The sequence below is a fragment of the Streptococcus mitis genome, assembly GCF_047462815.1.
GTDB lineage: Bacteria > Bacillota > Bacilli > Lactobacillales > Streptococcaceae > Streptococcus > Streptococcus mitis_DO.
This window is the reverse complement of sequence record NZ_JASHFB010000014.1, coordinates 1-19,910: the sequence shown is the minus strand read 5'-3', so window position 1 is coordinate 19,910 and position 19,910 is coordinate 1. Positions and strand designations below refer to the sequence as shown.

At 41.3% G+C, this 19,910-nt stretch carries 14 protein-coding genes and 1 riboswitch; of the genes, 12 read left to right on the top strand and 2 right to left on the bottom strand.

Features of this window, described 5'->3' with window-relative positions:
* Positions 1 to 270 precede the first annotated feature (270 nt).
* Complete coding sequence (locus QM865_RS07980) at positions 271 to 1,710, bottom strand: TrkH family potassium uptake protein (RefSeq protein ID WP_414306404.1); 1,440 nt, start codon at positions 1,708 to 1,710, stop codon at positions 271 to 273.
* A gap of 3 nt (positions 1,711 to 1,713) precedes the next feature.
* Positions 1,714 to 3,063, bottom strand: a complete 1,350-nt coding sequence (gene trkA, locus QM865_RS07975) for a Trk system potassium transporter TrkA (protein WP_261063898.1) — start codon at positions 3,061 to 3,063, stop codon at positions 1,714 to 1,716.
* Positions 3,064 to 3,251: 188 nt separating this feature from the next.
* On the opposite strand from trkA, the gene QM865_RS07970 reads away from it, so the two are divergent.
* The 12 genes from QM865_RS07970 to QM865_RS07915 form a co-directional block, all read left to right on the top strand.
* Positions 3,252 to 4,100: an SAM hydrolase/SAM-dependent halogenase family protein gene (locus QM865_RS07970; protein ID WP_031227981.1), complete on the top strand. Its 849-nt coding sequence runs from the start codon at positions 3,252 to 3,254 to the stop codon at positions 4,098 to 4,100.
* A gap of 18 nt (positions 4,101 to 4,118) precedes the next feature.
* Positions 4,119 to 4,667 carry an ECF-type riboflavin transporter substrate-binding protein gene (locus tag QM865_RS07965; RefSeq protein WP_414306403.1) on the top strand — a complete coding sequence of 183 codons (549 nt, stop codon included), beginning with the start codon at positions 4,119 to 4,121 and terminating at the stop codon, positions 4,665 to 4,667.
* Between the two features lie 168 nt (positions 4,668 to 4,835).
* Positions 4,836 to 6,518, top strand: coding sequence for an ABC transporter ATP-binding protein (locus QM865_RS07960; protein WP_261023976.1), 1,683 nt, complete (start codon positions 4,836 to 4,838; stop codon positions 6,516 to 6,518).
* On the top strand, positions 6,503 to 7,333 hold the full coding sequence (locus QM865_RS07955) for an energy-coupling factor transporter transmembrane component T family protein (protein ID WP_261023977.1): 831 nt from the start codon (positions 6,503 to 6,505) through the stop codon (positions 7,331 to 7,333). The genes QM865_RS07960 and QM865_RS07955 overlap by 16 nt, the downstream gene beginning before the upstream one ends.
* A gap of 192 nt (positions 7,334 to 7,525) precedes the next feature.
* Positions 7,526 to 8,029, top strand: a complete 504-nt coding sequence (locus tag QM865_RS07950; protein WP_173303135.1) for a tRNA (cytidine(34)-2'-O)-methyltransferase — start codon at positions 7,526 to 7,528, stop codon at positions 8,027 to 8,029.
* Between the two features lie 59 nt (positions 8,030 to 8,088).
* A riboswitch (FMN riboswitch) is annotated at positions 8,089 to 8,307 on the top strand.
* Positions 8,308 to 8,470: 163 nt separating this feature from the next.
* Positions 8,471 to 9,034 (top strand): ECF transporter S component, encoded by a 564-nt coding sequence (locus QM865_RS07945; protein WP_203175541.1) that lies wholly within the window; start codon positions 8,471 to 8,473, stop codon positions 9,032 to 9,034.
* On the top strand, positions 9,024 to 9,674 hold the full coding sequence (locus QM865_RS07940; RefSeq protein ID WP_238393781.1) for a phosphatase PAP2 family protein: 651 nt from the start codon (positions 9,024 to 9,026) through the stop codon (positions 9,672 to 9,674). Before QM865_RS07945 ends, QM865_RS07940 begins: the two co-directional genes overlap by 11 nt.
* Positions 9,675 to 9,701: 27 nt before the next feature.
* Positions 9,702 to 10,121, top strand: coding sequence for a chromosome partitioning protein ParB (locus QM865_RS07935; protein WP_261023978.1), 420 nt, complete (start codon positions 9,702 to 9,704; stop codon positions 10,119 to 10,121).
* Positions 10,122 to 10,432: 311 nt separating this feature from the next.
* Complete coding sequence (pheS, locus tag QM865_RS07930; protein WP_261023979.1) at positions 10,433 to 11,479, top strand: phenylalanine--tRNA ligase subunit alpha; 1,047 nt, start codon at positions 10,433 to 10,435, stop codon at positions 11,477 to 11,479.
* Complete coding sequence (locus QM865_RS07925) at positions 11,479 to 11,988, top strand: GNAT family N-acetyltransferase (RefSeq protein WP_261023980.1); 510 nt, start codon at positions 11,479 to 11,481, stop codon at positions 11,986 to 11,988. Before pheS ends, QM865_RS07925 begins: the two co-directional genes overlap by 1 nt.
* Positions 11,989 to 12,064: 76 nt before the next feature.
* Positions 12,065 to 14,470 carry a phenylalanine--tRNA ligase subunit beta gene (gene pheT / locus QM865_RS07920; protein WP_261023981.1) on the top strand — a complete coding sequence of 802 codons (2,406 nt, stop codon included), beginning with the start codon at positions 12,065 to 12,067 and terminating at the stop codon, positions 14,468 to 14,470.
* A 470-nt stretch (positions 14,471 to 14,940) separates the two neighbouring features.
* Positions 14,941 to 19,910 (top strand): SasC/FmtB family protein (locus QM865_RS07915; protein ID WP_414306402.1); only part of this gene is annotated, 4,970 nt, incomplete at its 3' end.

Here is a 19,910-nt window from a genome sequence, read left to right as displayed (position 1 = left end):
CCCTCGGTCAAACGACTGAGGGTTGTTTTTGGGTTCTGATACTCTTCGAAAATTTCTTCAAACCACGTCAGCTTTATCTGCAACCTCAAAGTGGTGCTTTGAGCAATCTGTGGCTAGCTTCCTAGTTTTCTCTTTGATTTTCCTTGAGTATTAAATATTTTAAGTCATTCTCTGAAGTGTCGTACTTGGTTAAAAAGAGTTGGTTGAGTTGAGGAAATAATTAAAAATAAAAATACCACACTTTGTAAGGAAACAAGGTGTGGTTGCATTTTATCTCTTAGACCAGGTTCTCTTCATAAAGAGAAGGAGGATTGGGTATATCTCCAAACGACCTGCAATCATAGCAAAGGAGAGGAGAATTTTTGAGATAGGGCTAAAGATTGAGAAACTAGATGTCGTTCCTAGAATAGGTCCGATATTATTGAAACAGCTAAAGACAGCGCTGGTAACGACCAGGAAATCATTGCTATCGAGGCTGACAATAAAGATAAGCGCTAGCAAAATCATTGAATAGATGACAAAGTACTTGAGAATCTTATGCTGGGTATCTTTGTCAATCACTGTTTTATTAACATGGAGAGTCAAAACACGGTGGGGCGATAGGATTGACAAAATTTGGTTTTTGGCAATTTTTGAAAGGATAAGGCCTCGAATAACCTTGAGTCCACCTGCGGTTGATCCAGCAGAACCACCAATTCCCATGAGGAGGAGAAGGATAAACTGGGAGAAGAGGGGCCAGTTGGTAATATCTCCGTAACCAAAACCAGTTGTCGTAATGATATTGGAAACTTGGAAGAAGGCCATTTCAAAACTCTTTGAAAATCCCGGGTAGAGGTAGAGAGTATTAAGGCTAATCAAGCCTGTAGAAACCAGAACAATGACCAAGTAAGCTCGAAGTTCTTCATCTCCAAAGAAGGCCTTGACGCGACGGAGCATGAGGTAGTAGTAGAGGTTGAAATTTACTCCAAAAACCAGAACTCCTATACTAACTAGATAGGTAATCAGTGAGCTGCCATAGTGAGCAATTCCATCGTTATAGACGGTAAAACCCCCTGTACCCGCAGTACCCATGGCAATGACAAAACTATCAAATAGGGGCATGCCAGCCAGATAATAGATGATGACAAAGAGGGAGAAGAGAGCCAGATAGAGGAGATAGAGAATCTGGGCAGTATTTTTGAGTTTGGATACAACCTTACCAAAGACGGGACCAGGAACCTCAGCCTTCATCACTTCTAGGTGGCTATTTTTGGCATTATCCATAATAGCAAGTGCAAAAACAAGCACTCCCATCCCTCCAATCAAGTGGGTAAAACTTCGCCAGAAGAGGAGGGAACGACTGAGGACCGAAACGTCGTTCAGAATAGTTGCTCCAGTAGTTGTAAAGCCCGAACTGATTTCAAAAAAGGCATCGATAACGCTGGGAATTTGCCCAGCAAAAACAAAGGGGAGACCGCCAAAGAAAGACCAAAGGATCCAACAGAGGGCCACAATCAAGATTCCCTCCTTGGCATAAATCCGTTGATTTTTTGGCTTTTGTAAAATTCCTGAACCGCCTAGTAATACGAGAATCCCTATTGTTGAAAAGAGGGCTGTAAAGACTTGGCTCGATTCACGGTAATAGATAGCAACAGCTACAGGAACCAAGAGGAGAACAGCTTCAATCAAAAGTAATTTTGAAAGGAGGTAACGAATCATACTTTTATTCATTTCTTACCTCGCGATTAAGTCATAAATCTTGGTGATGTTTGGCAACAAGGTTGTTACTAGGAGCTTGTCTCCAACTTCCAACATATCCTCCCCAGTTGGAAAAATAGTCTTACCCTTTCGAATAATGGCTGCAATAAGAACCCCTTTTTTCAATTTCAGTTGAGAAAGAGGTTTGGCAGTCATTTTATTAGCTTCCTTAATATGGAATTGCAGGGTTTCGATTTGACCATTGGCTAGATGGTGCATGGCTTGAAGGTCTGAATACTGGGCATTAACACGACCGCGAATAAAGTGCATGATTGTATCTACAGCGATGCTTTTAGGTGTGATGATACTTGAAAAATCAGGCGCATTGATGATCTCGAGGAGACTGGTACGATTGACCTTGGTGATATTTTTCTGTACACCTACCCTGTCAAGGAACATAGAAGTAATCAGATTTTCTTCATCGACTCCTGTTAGGGTCGCAACGGCATCATAGTTTTGAGCACTTTCTTCCAGTAGGATGTCTTTTGCGGTCCCATCTCCTTGAACGATGTAGAGATTTGGGAATTTCTCGCTAAAGAAGCTGGCGATCTCAGGATTGATTTCAATAACCTTGGTATCGATTCGACTATCTTTGAGGATACCTAGAAGATAATAAGCGATTCTTCCAGCCCCGATGATGAGAAGGCTCTTCACAGCACGTGATTTGAAATAATTATGGAAGAGCATCATATCAACACGGTTACCAGTGACAAAGATTCTATCTTTATCCTGTATGGTCATGTCACCACTTGGGATGATAATTTGATGATCTCTTTCTATCGCACATACAATGACATTGCCAAATTTTTTACGAAAATCAGAAATGGGCATTTGGCAAAGACCACTGGAGGATTTAACAGTGAATTCCATCAAGCTGACCCGTCCACCAAAGAAACGTTCGACAGATAGGGCGTTGGGGAAGTCGATGATATTGGCAATGGCGCGGGCAGCCAAGAGTTCAGGATTAACGATAAGAGAAAAACCGAGAATATTCTTTTCTTTGAAATAAGAGTTAGAGTATTCAGGATTGCGCACCCGAACGATGGTCTCTTTAGCTCCCATTTTTTTGGCTAGAACGGCTGCAATCATGTTCACTTCATCGTATTCAGTCAGGGCGATAAAGATATCACAATCCTGGACACTTGCTTGTTCAAGAATGGTGAAATCAGCTCCGTTGCCAAGGATACCCATGATATCAAAGCGATTGACAATATGATTGAGGACGGCTTCGTCTTGCTCAATCAGCAAAACATCATGCTTTTCTGCAACCAAGGAGCGACAGAGGGCAAAACCAACTTTTCCCCCTCCGACAAGGATAATTTTCATATTAAAACCTACTTTTTCATGATGTAACTATCATACCTTTTTTCAAGAAAAAATGCACCTACTAGCTAATAACCAGAGTTTTTAGTAGGAAATTTGCTATAAGGTAAAACTATACCCTAATCAATTGAAATAGCTATTAGCACCTTTCTCTGAAATATGGTATGATAAAGGATATACAAGGAGATAAAATGAATAATAATTTACTGGTATTACAATCAGACTTTGGTCTGGTTGATGGTGCGGTATCGGCTATGATTGGAGTGGCTTTAGAAGAATCTCCAACCTTAAAAATTCATCATTTGACGCACGATATCACGCCTTATAATATTTTTGAGGGGAGTTACCGTCTCTTTCAGACGGTGGATTACTGGCCTGAGGGAACGACATTTGTATCGGTTGTCGATCCAGGTGTCGGCTCGAAACGTAAGAGTGTGGTTGCCAAGACTGCAAAAAATCAATACATTGTCACGCCAGATAATGGGACGCTTTCTTTTATCAAGAAACACGTTGGCATTGTAGCTATTCGTGAAATTTCTGAGGTAGCTAATAGGCGTCAAAACACAGAGCATTCTTATACCTTCCACGGTCGTGATGTCTATGCCTATACTGGTGCTAAACTGGCTAGTGGTCACATTAGTTTTGAGGAAGTGGGGCCAGAGCTCAGTGTGGATCAGATTGTGGAGCTTCCAGTCGTAGAGACCATCATTGAAGATCATCTGGTGAAGGGAGCTATTGATATTCTGGATGTGCGTTTTGGTTCGCTTTGGACCTCTATCACGCGAGAAGAGTTTTACAAGCTGGAACCAGCATTCGGTGACCGTTTTGAAGTGACTATCTATCATGCAGATATGCTGGTCTATCAAAATCAGGTTGTCTATGGCAAATCATTTGCGGATGTGAGAATTGGGCAACCCATCCTTTACATCAACTCTCTCTATCGTTTAGGTCTAGCAATTAACCAAGGTTCCTTTGCCAAAGCTTACAATGTGGGTGTCGGTTCATCTTGGACCATTGAAATAAAGAAAATAGAAGGATAAAATAGGAGAATAAATAGTATGGAAATCAAATTTACAATTAAACAAGTTGTTGCTGTCGGAATTGGCGCTGCCCTCTTTGTCGTTATCGGGATGATTAACATTCCGACCCCTGTTCCAAATACAAGCATCCAACTTCAGTATGCGGTACAAGCGCTACTTTCTATTATTTTTGGACCGATTATCGGTTTGCTTGTCGGGTTGATTGGTCATGCAATCAAGGACTCTCTTGCTGGTTACGGTCTGTGGTGGACTTGGATTATCGCTAGTGGGCTCTTTGGTCTAGCTGTGGGACTATTTAGAAAGTACGTTCGCGTGAGCAATGGTGTTTTTGAATGGAAGGATATTGTCATTTTTAACCTCATTCAACTACTTGCAAATGCTCTTGTTTGGGGTGTCTTGGCACCACTTGGAGATGTTGTGATTTATCAAGAAGCGGCAGAAAAAGTATTTGCCCAAGGGATTGTTGCGGGAATTGCTAATGGTGTATCTGTAGCTATTGCAGGAACTCTTCTCTTGATTGCCTATGCAGGAACTCAAACTCGTGCAGGAAGTTTGAAAAAGGACTAAAATGATGGGGAAGGCTGGGCAACCAGTCTTTTTCGATGTTTATAGATTAGTTAGGCAAGTAAGCTGGGATAGGAATCTTTTTGGTGCTAAGATTTTAAGAGAAGAGACTGCAAGAAGGGCTTGATTTATGATAAAATAGAAGTCTAAGAAGCGAATGAAGAGAGTAAGATGAAAGAAGCTATAATTGAGTGGAAGGATTTCTCTTTCCGGTATGAAACACAACAAGAACCGACCTTGCAAGGGGTGGACTTGACCATTCACAAGGGAGAGAAAGTCTTAATTGTTGGACCATCTGGGTCAGGTAAGTCTACCTTGGGTCAATGTTTGAATGGGATTATTCCCAATATTTACAAGGGTCAGATGTCTGGAGAATTTTTGATCAAGGGGCAAGCAGCCTTTGATATGAGCATCTACGATAAATCTCATCTGGTCAGTACAGTTTTGCAGGATACAGATGGGCAGTTTATCGGTCTGTCCGTGGCAGAGGATTTGGCTTTTGCTCTGGAAAATGATGTGACAGCTCTAGATGAGATGAAAAATCGTGTTCATAAATGGGCTGAAAAGCTGGATCTTCTCCCTTTACTAGCTCAGCGGCCTCAGGATTTGTCAGGTGGACAAAAGCAGCGGGTCAGTCTGGCTGGTGTCTTGATTGATGAAAGTCCGATTCTCTTGTTTGATGAGCCACTCGCCAATCTGGATCCCAAGTCAGGTCAGGATATTATCGAATTGATTGACCAGATTCATAAGGAAGAGGGAACGACGACACTTATTATTGAGCATCGTTTGGAGGATGTTCTGCATCGCCCTGTGGATCGGATTGTCTTGATCAATGATGGTCGTATTCTCTTTAATGGGAGCCCTGACCAGCTACTGGCGACTGATTTATTGACCCAAAATGGAATTCGAGAACCCCTTTATCTAACCACTCTCCGTCAATTGGGTGTGGATTTAGCCAAGGAAGAACAATTAGCAAATCTGGATAACTTGTCTATCTCAAAAGGCCAGATTCAGTTGCGGACGGAACTGGTAAAAGAAACCCCAGAATTGCAGTCACTCTTTAGACTAGAGGATGTGTCGTTTTCTTATGATGATAGACCGATTTTAAAGTCCCTACATTTGGATATTAAAAAGGGTGAAAAGATTGCCATTGTCGGGAAAAATGGGGCTGGGAAATCAACCCTAGCCAAGGCCTTAAGTAGCTTTATTCAGACGGAAGGTCGCTATCTGTGGGAAGGGCAGGATATCAAAGAAGATTCTGTTGCAGAGAGGGCGGAACGAGTAGGCTATGTGCTGCAAAATCCCAATCAAATGATTTCAACCAATATGATTTTTGATGAGGTGGCTCTGGGACTACGTTTGAGAGGTGTGGACGAGCAGGAAATTGAAACGAGAGTCTATGAAACCTTGAAAATCTGTGGTCTCTATGAATTCCGTAATTGGCCTATTTCTGCCCTGTCATTTGGTCAGAAAAAACGTGTCACCATTGCTTCAATTTTGGTCTTGGGGGCTGAAATTATCCTCTTAGATGAACCAACTGCAGGTCAAGACCAGAAGAACTATACTGAGATTATGGAATTTCTTGAAGAACTGCATCAACAAGGGCATACGATTGTCATGATTACCCATGATATGCAATTGATGCTGGATTATTCAGACCGAGCCCTTGTCATGGTGGATGGGGAACTGATTGCCGATACCGATCCAGCCAGTCTTTTGAGCAATCCTGAGCTGTTAATAAAAGCCAACCTAAAAGAAACTTCAATCTTCAACTTGGCCAATAAACTAGACGTGGATCCACTTGCTTTAACGGCATTTTACAAAGAAAGGAGAGAAGGATGCAAGCTAAATTAATTGGTTACCAGCATAGAGATACTGTGATTCATCGCTTGTCAGGAGCTGGGAAACTTCTCTTTTTCATTCTCGTGTCATTGGCGGCCATGATTAGCTATGATACCAGACTGCTTGTTTTGATTGCTATTTTTTCGGTCTTTCTCCTCTATTTGTCAGAAATCCATTTCAAAGATGTTTCCTTTGTAGCCGTTTTTGCGACGGTATTTGCCGTTTTAAATGTCTTGATGGTCTATCTCTTTTCTCCTGAATATGGGGTTGGACTTTACGGAGAGAGAAGTGTGATTTGGCAGGGAATCGGTAGCTACACGATAACGAGCCAAGAACTCTTTTACTTGTTGAATTTAATTATTAAGTATATATGCACCATTCCTTTAGCAATTATTTTTTTAATGACCACTCATCCTAGTCAGTTTGCTTCTAGCCTTAATCAAATTGGGGTATCTTACAAAATTGCCTATTCTGTCAGTCTGACCTTGCGCTATATTCCAGATTTGCAGGAAGAATTCTTTACTATCAAGATGTCTCAGGAGGCGCGTGGGATGGAATTATCCAAGAAAGCTTCTCTCATGCAACGAATCAAAGGAAATCTGCGCATCATTACTCCCTTGATTTTTAGCTCGTTAGAACGCATTGATACCATCGCGACCGCCATGGAGCTTCGCCGCTTTGGGAAAGAGAAAAAACGCACTTGGTATAGTTATCAGGCCTTGAAAAAAGGAGACTATCTTACCTTGGTCTTGGCAGCCTTGTTTTTAGTAGCTAGTTTACTACTTATCTTGCAGAATCAGGGACGATTTTACAACCCTTGGAAATAGCTTGAAAAAATTGAAAAAATCAAGTCGTTTCTATTGACAATGATTCTGAAAGTGTTATACTAAGAAAGTAGTTTCGCTGATTTACTTCAAACCTGTTGTGAGGTAAGTTAACGATGCCTTAACCACGCTGTTTGCTGAGCTTGACTCCGGGCAGTGTGGCTATTTTTTTGCAATGGTAAAAGGAAGCAAGTCATGACAAATCACATTGTATTATTTGAACCACAAATTCCACAAAATACAGGCAATATCGCGCGTACTTGCGCTGCGACCAATTCTCCCCTCCACATCATCAAGCCAATGGGCTTTCCTATTGACGACCGCAAGATGAAGCGAGCTGGATTGGATTATTGGGATAAGCTAGAGATTTATTTTTACGAGAGTTTAGAAGATTTCATGTCTCAGATGAAGGGCAAACTCTATCTGATTTCGAAATTCGCGGAAAAAGTCTATTCTGAGGTGGATTTATCGACTGATGAAGACTATTATTTTCTCTTTGGACGTGAAGACAAGGGCTTGCCTGAGGACTTTATGCGAGAACATCCTGAAAAGGCTCTCCGTATTCCTATGAATGATGAACATGTCCGCAGTCTCAATGTGTCTAATACCGTCTGCATGATTGTCTATGAGGCTCTTCGCCAGCAGAATTTTGCAGGTCTTGAGCTTGTTCATACCTATGAAGTGGATAAATTGAAATAAAAAATGAAAATGAAAATGAACAAAATGCTTGCGCTTGCAAGCGTTTTTTGTTATGATAAAAGAGTCTTCAGGGCAGGGTGTGATTCCCGACCGGCGGTAAATTTGACTAGCTATTTTAGCTTTCTCGTCGTTGTCTTGTCTCGATATACTTTAAGTATTATCTTCGACTGCGACGCCTAGATAAATCTAAAATATCTTAGCCAAATAAGTCCGCGAGCGCAAGCTGATGTGGTGAGATTCCACAACCGACAGTATAGTCTGGATGGGAGAAGACGAAAGAATAGCTTTGTCTGTTCTGATAGATTTATAACCAAATTGTAACCGCTTGCTTGGGTTTCCTTAATAGAGTAAGAGGGAACTTTTGGGATATAAAAAGTGAGAATAGATAGAGGAATCCTTTCTAACTTCTTCTGATTTTATAGAAAATTGGAGGAACCTGTTATGACAAACACACGTCGACTTTCGACCATTGCGATTTTATCAGCTATCTCATTTGTGCTGATGTACTTTGACTTTCCGCTTTTGCCAGCGGCGTCCTTCCTCAAGATCGAATTTAGTATCTTGCCAGTCCTTGTGGGCTTGGTGGTCATGGATTTGCCTGCTGCTCTAGGAATTCTCTTGCTTCGCTCACTCTTGAAATTGCTTCTTAATAGTCAAGGAGTGAATACTTACATTGGTTTGCCGATGAATATCGTAGCTTTGGGAGTTTTTGTCATCGTATTTGCTTTGATTTGGAAAAAGGAACGGACAACCCTTCGTTTCCTACTAGGCTCTCTAGCTGGAACTATTGGCTTGACCGTGGCTATGTTGGTTCTCAACTATGTTTACGCTGTTCCTTTGTACGCTAAGTTTGCTAACTTTGATATTGGAAAAATTTTGGGACTTTCCAACTACCTAATGACCATGGTATTACCTTTTAACTTGATTGAGGGTGTAATCTTTTCCGTTTCATTCTGGTTGTTGTACGTCCTTTTGAAACCAACCTTAAAATATTATGAGAGATAAACAAACATTTTTAATGAAGGGCAGTTTTGCCCTTTTACTTTTCGTTATTCTTGGCTACATGGTCAAATTTTACCCTGAAACGCTGGTCGGTTTTGACCAACCGATACAGACTGCCGTTCGAGGAGACTTGCCAGCTTACTTGACTATTCTTTTCAGGGCCATCACACGCCTGATTGATATCCCAGTGATTATCACTTGGGTTGTCATTACAGCTTTTATCTTTTATCGTAAGCGATGGAAGATAGAAAGTTTCTTAATGCTGGGAAATCTGTCTTTGGCAGGTCTTTTAATCGTGACCTTTAAAAATATCTACCAGCGGCCACGACCAGCTATTTTACACTTGGTTGAGGAGAAGGGATTTTCCTTCCCAAGCGGCCATTCTCTGGCTGTAACCTTGATGGTCGGCTCTCTGATTGTCATTCTCAGTCAACGGATTAAAAATCCAGTCTGGAGAAAAATCGTACAAATCGTCCTTGGCCTTTACTTAGTCAGTGTGTTGGTATCAAGGGTCTATCTGGGAGTTCACTATCCATCAGATGTCCTTGCTAGTCTCTGTGTGGGCTTGGGAGTCCTGTTTATCGAGTTTCCCTTCTATGACAAACTCCGCTTCCAATGGCGATTCAAAGGTAAGCAGAAGTGAGTATCAAATTCCTTTGAGGAGAAAGAAATGAAAGTCAGTATAGCAGATCTTCATCCGACTCAACTATACTTATCAGAAAAGAAGTTGCAAGATATTCAGATGCTTTACCAGTCGGCAGAAACAATCCAAGTCGATCCAATCAGTATTCTTGCCTTTGGAGATTGCTTGCTGATTACAGACGGGCATCACAGGGCTTATCAGGCTTTATTAGCAGGTCAAGATACGATTTCTGCTGAGTGGGATAGAGATGGTGGTGATGAACTATATCATCTCTATGCGCAAGCCTGCGAAGAAAGAAAAATCTACTCTGTTCTGGATTTGAAAAATCATATCTTGCCTCAAGATGAGTATGAAGCGAAATGGTATAACTGGTGTGATGGTTTTAATCAAGCAGCAACTCTCTTATTGAAAAGGAAAGCAGATGAAACAGGCCCTACAAATAGGTAGTGCATTTTGTCTTGTTCCTTTTTATATTGAAATTAGTCTAATCTAACTTGTTTTTTAACTAAAAATCTGATAAACTAAGTAGTAATTGAATAGAAATCTGCAAGACTAGTAACTCAAGGGAAGTATATCAGGGAGGAGAGCCGTGACTGCAAGCTCTCTATATGAAAGCTGGGTGAATTCACTTGCGCATGGATTTAGAAATGAAGGTCTGACTTGTCAGATAAAAACGGATGGTACCGCGTGTCAACGCTCCGAGTGGAGTTTTTGGCATGTGGTTTTCTTTTTATCTACGAGAGACTGATGGAGGAATTATGTCAACTATTGAAGAACAATTAAAAGCGCTTCGTGAAGAAACGCTGGCTAGCTTGAAGCAGATTTCTGCTGAAAATAAAAAAGAGATGCAAGATTTGCGTGTCTCTGTCCTTGGTAAAAAGGGTTCGCTCACTGAAATCCTCAAAGGGATGAAAGATGTCTCTGCTGAGATGCGTCCAATCATCGGGAAACACGTCAATGAAGCTCGTGATGTCTTGACAGCTGCTTTTGAAGAAACAGCTAAACTATTGGAAGAAAAGAAAGTCGCTGCTCAACTTGCTAGCGAGAGCATTGATGTGACACTTCCAGGTCGTCCTGTTGCGACTGGTCACCGTCATGTCCTCACACAAACCAGTGAAGAAATCGAAGATATTTTCATCGGTATGGGGTATCAAGTCGTAGATGGTTTTGAAGTAGAGCAAGACTACTATAACTTTGAACGTATGAACCTTCCAAAAGACCACCCAGCTCGTGATATGCAGGATACTTTCTATATCACTGAAGAAATCTTGCTCCGTACCCACACGTCTCCAGTTCAAGCGCGTGCTATGGATGCCCATGATTTCTCTAAAGGTCCTTTGAAGATGATCTCACCAGGGCGTGTGTTCCGTCGTGATACAGACGATGCGACCCACAGTCACCAGTTCCACCAAATTGAAGGCTTGGTAGTTGGGAAAAACATCTCTATGGCAGACCTTCAAGGAACGCTTCAGTTGATTGTCCAAAAGATGTTCGGTGAAGAGCGTCAGATCCGTCTGCGTCCATCGTATTTCCCATTCACAGAGCCATCTGTTGAGGTGGATGTTTCTTGCTTCAAGTGTGGTGGAGAAGGCTGTAATGTATGTAAAAAAACAGGTTGGATCGAAATTATGGGTGCCGGTATGGTTCACCCACGTGTCCTTGAAATGAGTGGTATCGATGCGACTATTTACTCTGGATTTGCCTTTGGTCTTGGACAAGAGCGTGTAGCTATGCTCCGTTACGGAATCAACGATATCCGTGGATTCTACCAAGGAGATGTCCGCTTCTCAGAACAGTTTAAATAATGATTAGAAAAGTAGAAATGGCAGATGTTGAGTTGTTGGCAAAAATTGCCAAACAAACCTTTCGTGAAACATTTGCTCATGATAATACAGAAGAGCAGTTACAGGAATACTTTGAAGAGGCTTATAGTCTGAGAGTTTTGTCAACTGAGTTGGAAAATCCAGAATCCGAAACCTATTTCATTATGCATGAAGAGGAGATAGCTGGTTTTCTCAAAGTCAACTGGGGAAGTGCTCAGACTGAGAGAGAATTAGAGGATGCTTTTGAAATTCAACGCCTCTATGTGCTACAAAAATTCCAAGGATTTGGACTAGGTAAGCAACTGTTTGAATTCGCTCTTGAACTTGCTACCAAAAATAGTTTTTCTTGGGCTTGGCTAGGTGTTTGGGAGCATAATACAAAAGCTCAAGCATTTTATAATCGATATGGTTTTGAAAAATTTAGCCAACATCATTTTATGGTTGGTCAAAAAGTAGATACGGATTGGTTACTGAGAAAGAAATTAAGGTAAGAAGATGATTCTTCTATTGAAATGATAGGAAAGGAAAAGAACTAGAGTGGCAACTGTCATTCTGGAGAACTAAATTATGCTTGTATCTTATAAATGGTTAAAAGAATTGGTGGACATTGATGTGCCATCACAAGAGTTGGCTGAAAAAATGTCAACCACAGGGATCGAGGTAGAAGGTGTCGAATCACCGGCTGCTGGTCTCTCAAAAATTGTCGTCGGTGAGGTCTTGTCTTGCGAAGATGTGCCAGAAACTCACCTCCATGTTTGTCAGGTTAACGTTGGCGAAGAAGAAGCCCGTCAAATCGTCTGTGGTGCCCCAAATGTGCGTGCTGGTATCAAGGTTATGGTGGCTCTTCCAGGAGCTCGCATCGCTGACAATTACAAGATCAAAAAAGGGAAAATCCGCGGTCTTGAGTCACTTGGGATGATCTGTTCACTTGGTGAATTGGGTATTTCTGACTCTGTTGTACCAAAGGAATTCGCAGATGGCATCCAAATTTTACCTGAAGATGCCGTTCCAGGTGAGGAAGTCTTTTCTTACCTAGACTTGGATGATGAAATTATCGAACTTTCCATCACACCCAACCGTGCGGATGCCCTTTCTATGCGTGGGGTGGCTCACGAAGTAGCAGCTATCTATGATAAGGCAGTCAACTTTAAAGAATTTACTCTTTCAGAAACTGACCAAGCTGCAGCAGATGCTCTTTCTGTGGGTATTGAGACAGACAAGGCGCCTTACTATGCAGCTCGTATCTTGGACAATGTGACTATCGCACCAAGTCCACAATGGTTGCAAAACCTTCTCATGAACGAAGGCATCCGTCCCATCAATAACGTGGTAGACGTAACCAACTATATCTTGCTTTACTTTGGTCAACCTATGCACGCCTTTGACTTGGATACCTTTGAAGGGAGTGACATCCGTGTACGTGAAGCGCGTGCTGGTGAAAAATTAGTGACCTTGGATGGTGAAGAACGTGACTTGGAAACAAATGACCTAGTCATCACTGTCGCAGACAAGCCAGTAGCCCTTGCAGGTGTTATGGGTGGTCAAGCAACAGAAATCTCTGAAAAGTCTACTCGTGTTGTTCTTGAAGCTGCTGTTTTCAATGGCAAATCAATTCGTAAGACCAGCGGTCGTCTTAACCTTCGTTCTGAGTCATCTTCTCGCTTTGAAAAAGGTATCAATGTGGCAACAGTTAATGAAGCACTTGATGCGGCAGCTAGTATGATTGCCGAACTTTCTGGTGCGACGGTGCGTAAAGGCATCGTTTCAGCGGGTGAACTTGATACCTCTGATGTGGAAGTTTATTCAACTCTTGCTGATGTTAACCGTGTCCTTGGTACAGAACTTTCTTACGCGGATGTAGAAGACGTCTTCCGTCGTCTTGGCTTTGGTCTTTCTGGAAATGCAGACAGCTTTACAGTCAGCGTCCCACGTCGTCGCTGGGATATCACTATTGAGGCAGACCTCTTTGAAGAAATTGCTCGTATCTATGGTTATGACCGCTTGCCAACCAGCCTTCCAAAAGACGATGGTACAGCTGGTGAATTGACAGTTACACAAAAACTCCGCCGTCAAGTTCGTACGATTGCTGAAGGAGCAGGTTTGACAGAAATCATCACCTATGCTCTAACAACTCCTGAAAAAGCAGTTGAGTTTACGGCTCAACCAAGTAACCTTACTGAACTCATGTGGCCAATGACAGTGGACCGTTCTGTCCTCCGTCAAAATATGATTTCTGGTATCCTTGATACCGTTGCCTACAACGTGGCTCGTAAGAATAAAAACTTGGCCCTTTATGAGATTGGAAAGGTCTTTGAACAAACAGGTAATCCAAAAGAAGAACTTCCAAATGAAATCAACAGTTTTGCCTTTGCCTTGACAGGCTTGGTTGCAGAAAAAGATTTCCAAACAGCAGCAGTTCCAGTTGATTTCTTCTATGCTAAAGGAATCCTAGAAGCATTATTTACTCGCTTGGGAATAGAAGTGAGCTATACAGCTACAGCTGAAATTGCAAGCCTTCATCCAGGTCGTACAGCAGTCATTTCACTCGGTGACCAAGTTCTTGGTTTCCTCGGTCAAGTGCATCCAGTAACTGCTAAGGCCTACGATATTCCAGAAACTTATGTGGCTGAGCTCAACCTTTCAGCCATCGAAGCTGCGCTTCAACCTGCTGTTCCATTTGTGGAAATCACGAAATTCCCAGCAGTCAGCCGTGACGTTGCCCTTCTCCTCAAGGCAGAAGTGACTCATCAAGAAGTTGTAGATGCTATTCAAGCTGCCGGCGTGAAACGTTTGACAGATATCAAACTCTTTGACGTCTTCTCAGGCGAAAAATTGGGACTTGGTATGAAGTCGATGGCTTATAGCTTGACTTTCCAAAATCCAGAAGATAGCTTAACGGACGAAGAAGTAGCACGCTACATGGAAAAAATCCAAGCATCGCTTGAAGAAAAAGTCAATGCAGAAGTGCGTTAAGTTATTAGAGTTTGAAATGAAAGTTTAGACTTAAACATAAAAAACGAATAAAACTAGTTTTCTAGACGGTTAGAATTCTATTTTGTTCGTTTTTTGTTTTTAAATCTTAGGTCTTGTTAGTGTGAATGAAGCTGTTCTTATATACTTTCTTGATTTCGCTTTTATAACTGTTTAAGACTACAGTAGATTGAAATAAACTGCGAACAAATCTATTGGGGAATTCAAACAAGTTTATAGCAATGTTTTAGAAGTTTCAATGTGCTGTTTCAACTTCGGCATGAAATAAAATCTAAGTGTATTTTTATTTTTCTGTCTAATAAGTTAAAACACTTGATTTATTAGCATAATAATGATAAAATCAAGACAAAAACAGTGCATAGGGTATGCTTTTAGTTAATATATATATATATATATATTAACTAGTATTGCCGTTTTCACTAGTTTAATAAATTATAAAGGAGTCTTTATAGATGGAAAATAATAATTCTATGAGTCGAGTAGAACGCTCACGTCGTGAGAAGGTAACTCGTTACTCTGTTCGAAAAGTAAGTTTTGGTGCGGCCAGTGTAGCGGTTGCAGCATTTTTCATGTTTTTGGGAAATGGTGCAGTGTATGCAGCAGAGCCAAATGTAACAGCAACAGATGCTGCCCTAGCAGCTACTCCAGCTAATAATAAGGTGGATGAAAATTCTGGTGCCAGTGACTCGACTGCGCCGAAAGCTCAAGCAGACACAACTACTCCAGCATCTACTGATGCAAGCTCAACATCAGTGGAGTCATCTACTGTTTCGAAAGCTCAAGCAGAAGCAACTACTTCAAAACCTGCTGATGCAACTCCAGCGCCAGTAGTATCATCTACTACTTCAGCAACAGAAGAAACAGCAGAAAAGGCTACACCTGCCTTGGATAAAAAACAGCTGGAAGATTACGTAGCAGAAATTGATGCTAAATTAGCCTCAGATAGCTATGCTACTAAGACAGATGAAAGTGTAGCAACACTTAAAGAACATCTAGGATTAGCAAAACTTGCCCTAACAACAGCCAAAAGTCAAGACGAGTTAACAAAAGCTTATAGAAGACTCTTTATGACAGTGAACAGCGGTTTACGTAGTAAGCCTAAAGCGCAAGTAGAAAGTCCTAAACTAGATACCACAGAAGGAAAAGCGACTGTTGGTAAGAAAGCAAGCAATACTGAGAAAGCTACAGGCACCAACTCTATCGCAAACTCAGGAAAACATGATCCACGTAATGGACGAGCTCTAGATGGAAATAATCCATTCCGAACAGATGCTGCAACTACAGCAGATGAAGATGACCCATCTGTAAACGCGAAAAACGTAGAGGTAGTTAACCCATACTTTGAAGCCAACGGAACACCAACAAAAGCAGAAAAATTTAAAGTAATTAATTCGTTTGATTTAATTGGTTGGAAATTGACTAATCCTAATCAAACAAAAGTAGTTATTGCAAATGGTAAGGCATCATCTTTTGGAGGATATGGAAGCGTAGTTGATCAAACTCATCCATATGGAATTCCCTTAGCATTATATACTGTAAAAAATGATCCAAATAGTAAGAGCGATAAATTTGGTGGTATTTATCAAGATATTGATGTAAAACCTGGTCAAGAGATTGTTATCGGTCAAAATACAACTTCTTTTGGTGGATTTGGCGCGCAAGCGAATAGAACTAAATTAACAGTTTCTTATCCTGAAAAAGGAAATCAAGAGCAAGGTAATCTTATCTGGCGTCCATTAGTATCGCCGTATTCAGGGGTATTTACAGTACCTAAGGGAGTAACAAAAATTCGTGTTCGTCTTGAGGCTGGACCGGACAATATTAACCAAGATGATAGTAGTAAAATCGAAATTGATGGACAAACATACTATGTAGGTGCTATGGTATCAAAACTGTCTATCACAACAGGAGCTCACGTTGTAGCTAAAACACCAACTGTAACATATAACGAAGTATCACCATCAGCGACAGCAACAACTGTAAGAGCTACCATTAGTGTAGACTTAGTAAACGAAGGTCACGCCAACTCAGCAAATAATATATATTCTGTAAAATTACCAGATAATGCGACTTATGTATCATCTGAAGGTGGAACATCTGCAAATGTAAATGATGGTACTTTAAGAATCAATTATAAATCATTAGCACCTGGTGAGAAAAAAACACTAACATATACAGTAGATTTACCAGCAGATAAACCAAGTTCTACTGATTTTAATGGAATTAGTACATGGAAAACAAACACTGCATTTAATGGGTTGGAAGGAACAGTTGTAGGTGGTACTGTAATCGGTACACCTGGAGCGAAGATTCGTAATATTCCAGTGAAGCCTCAAAATGTAACTGTTAGCATGTATAAAACAGACCTGGAGAATAAGGTTAATGAATTAGAGAATCAGTTAGCACAGTTAAATCAAGCCGACTATACTCCAGAAAGCTGGAAAGCGATGCAAGATCAACTTGCTGAAGCTAAGGATATCCTAAACGAAGAAAAAAATAATGTTCCTGTAGCTGATCGAAAAAATCAATCTGAAATTAACACTAAGTTAGTATTATTAGAAAAAGAAAAAGCTAAATTAGATTTAGAAAAAGCAGCTAAAGATCAAATTGCTGCGATTGAAGCAGTTGATGGTTCAGTAAAAGAAGAAAAAGAAGCCGCTAAAGCAAAAGTAATTGAAGCCTTAGCAGCAGCTAAAAAAGCAGTAGACTCAGCAACAACCGAAGCTGATGTAGCAACAAAACTGACAGAAGAAACAAGCAAGATTACTCCAATACTTCCAGCAGAAGAAGTTAAGACAGCAGCTAAAAATGATATTCAAAACGTACTCGAAGAGAAGAAGACTCAAATAGCAGCTCGTGATGACCTAACTACTGAAGAAAAAGAAGCCGCTGTAAAAGAAGCAGAGCGTTTAGCACAAGATGCAAAAAATAGAGTGGATGCAGCAACTACTGAAGAATCTGTGGAACGTAATAAAGACCGCGGTGAAGAAAAAGTAGAAAAAGTAGATCCAGCAGCTAAAGCCAAACCAGCAGCTAAAGCAGCGATCGATGCAGCATTAAAAGCACAAGAGCAAGCAATTGATGCAAAACCTGATTCAACGAAAGAAGAAAAAGAAGCCGCTAAGGAAGAAGCACGTGCTAAAGCAGAAGCAGCCAAAACAGCCATCGATAAAGCAACTTCTAATGCAGATGTAACGGCAGCTAAAGAAGCAGGAGTAGGAACAATTACACCTGTAGAACCAAAAGCAGAAGTAAAACCAGCTGCAAAACAAGCGATTGAAGATGCTTATACTGCAAAAGTTGCAGAAATTGAGAAACGTCCTGAGTTAACAACAGAAGAAAAAGAAGCAGCCAAAGCAGAAGCACGTAAATTGGCAGATGCAGCTAAAGCAAATGTTGATAAAGCGAAAACAGATGCAGGAGTTGCAGTAGTAGAACAGCAAGGTACTACAAATGTCGCAGACGTAGATCCAGTAGCGAAAGCTAAACCAGCCGCTAAAGCAGCCATCGATGCAGCATTAAAAGCACAAGAGCAAGCAATTGATGCGAAACCTGATTCAACGAAAGAAGAAAAAGAAGCCGCTAAGGAAGAAGCACGTGCTAAAGCAGAAACAGCCAAAGAAGCCATCGATAAAGCAACTTCTAATGCGGACGTAACAGCAGCTAAAGAAGCAGGAGTAGGAACAATTACACCTGTAGAACCAAAAGCAGAAGTAAAACCAGCCGCAAAACAAGCGATTGAAGATGCTTATACTGCAAAAGTTGCAGAAATTGAGAAACGTCCTGAGTTAACAACAGAAGAAAAAGAAGCAGCCAAAGCAGAAGCACGTAAATTGGCAGATGCAGCTAAAGCAAATGTTGATAAAGCGAAGACAGATGATGCAGTAGCGGCAGCAGAAGACAAAGGAACTACAAAAGTAGCAGATGTAGATCCAGCAGCAAAAGCAAAACCAGCCGCTAAAGCCGCAGTAGATGCAGCATTAAAAGCACAAGAGCAAGCAATTGATGCGAAACCTGATTCAACGAAAGAAGAAAAAGAAGCCGCTAAGGAAGAAGCACGTGCTAAAGCAGAAACAGCCAAAGAAGCCATCGATAAAGCAACTTCTAATGCGGATGTAACAGCAGCTAAAGAAGCAGGAGTAGGAACAATTACACCTGTAGAACCAAAAGCAGAAGTAAAACCAGCCGCAAAACAAGCGATTGAAGATGTTTATACTGCAAAAGTAGCAGAAATTGAGAAACGTTCTGAGTTAACAACAGAAGAAAAAGAAGCAGCCAAAGCAGAAGCACGTAAATTGGCAGATGCAGCTAAAGCAAATGTTGATAAAGCGAAGACAGATGATGCAGTAGCGGCAGCAGAAGACAAAGGAACTACAAAAGTAGCAGATGTAGATCCAGCAGCAAAAGCAAAACCAGCAGCAAAAGCGGCCATCGATGCAGCATTAAAAGCACAAGAAAAAGCAATTGATGCAAAAACTGAATCAACAATAGAGGAAAAAGAAGCCGCTAAAGAAGAAGCACGTGCCAAAGCAGAAGCAGCCAAAGAAGCCATCGATAAAGCAGACTCTAATGCAGATGTAACGGCAGCTAAAGAAGCAGGAGTAGGAACAATTACCCCTGTAGTGCCAAAAGCAGAAGTAAAACCAGCCGCAAAACAAGCGATTGAAGATGCTTATACTGCAAAAGTTGCAGAAATTGAGAAACGTCCTGACTTGACTACTGAAGAAAAAGAAGCAGCCAAAGCAGAAGCACGTAAATTGGCAGATGCAGCTAAAGCAAATGTTGATAAAGCGAAGACAGATGATGCAGTAGCGGCAGCAGAAGACAAAGGAACTACAAAAGTAGCAGATGTAGATCCAGCAGCAAAAGCAAAACCAGCCGCTAAAGCCGCAGTAGATGCAGCATTAGCAGAAAAAGACAAAGCGATCGACGCTAACGACAAACTTTCAGATGCAGAAAAATCAGCAGCGAAAGAAGAAGCTAAGAAAGCAGCGGACGAAGCTAAGAAAGCGATTGATGCAGCAACTGACCAAGCTGGAGTAGACGCAAAAGCAACTGAAGGAACAGATGCAGTAGCGGCAGTCAACCCAGTAGGAAAAGACAAAGCTAAAGCGGCAGTAGATGCAGCATTGGCAGAAAAAGACAAAGCGATCGACGCTAACGACAAACTTTCAGATGCAGAAAAATCAGCAGCGAAAGAAGAAGCTAAGAAAGCAGCAGACGAAGCTAAGAAAGCAATCGATGCAGCAACTGATCAAGCTGGAGTAGACGCAAAAGCAACTGAAGGAACAGATGCAGTAGCGGCAGTCAACCCAGTAGGAAAAGACAAAGCTAAAGCGGCAGTAGATGCAGCATTGGCAGAAAAAGACAAAGCGATCGACGCTAACGACAAACTTTCAGATGCAGAAAAATCAGCAGCGAA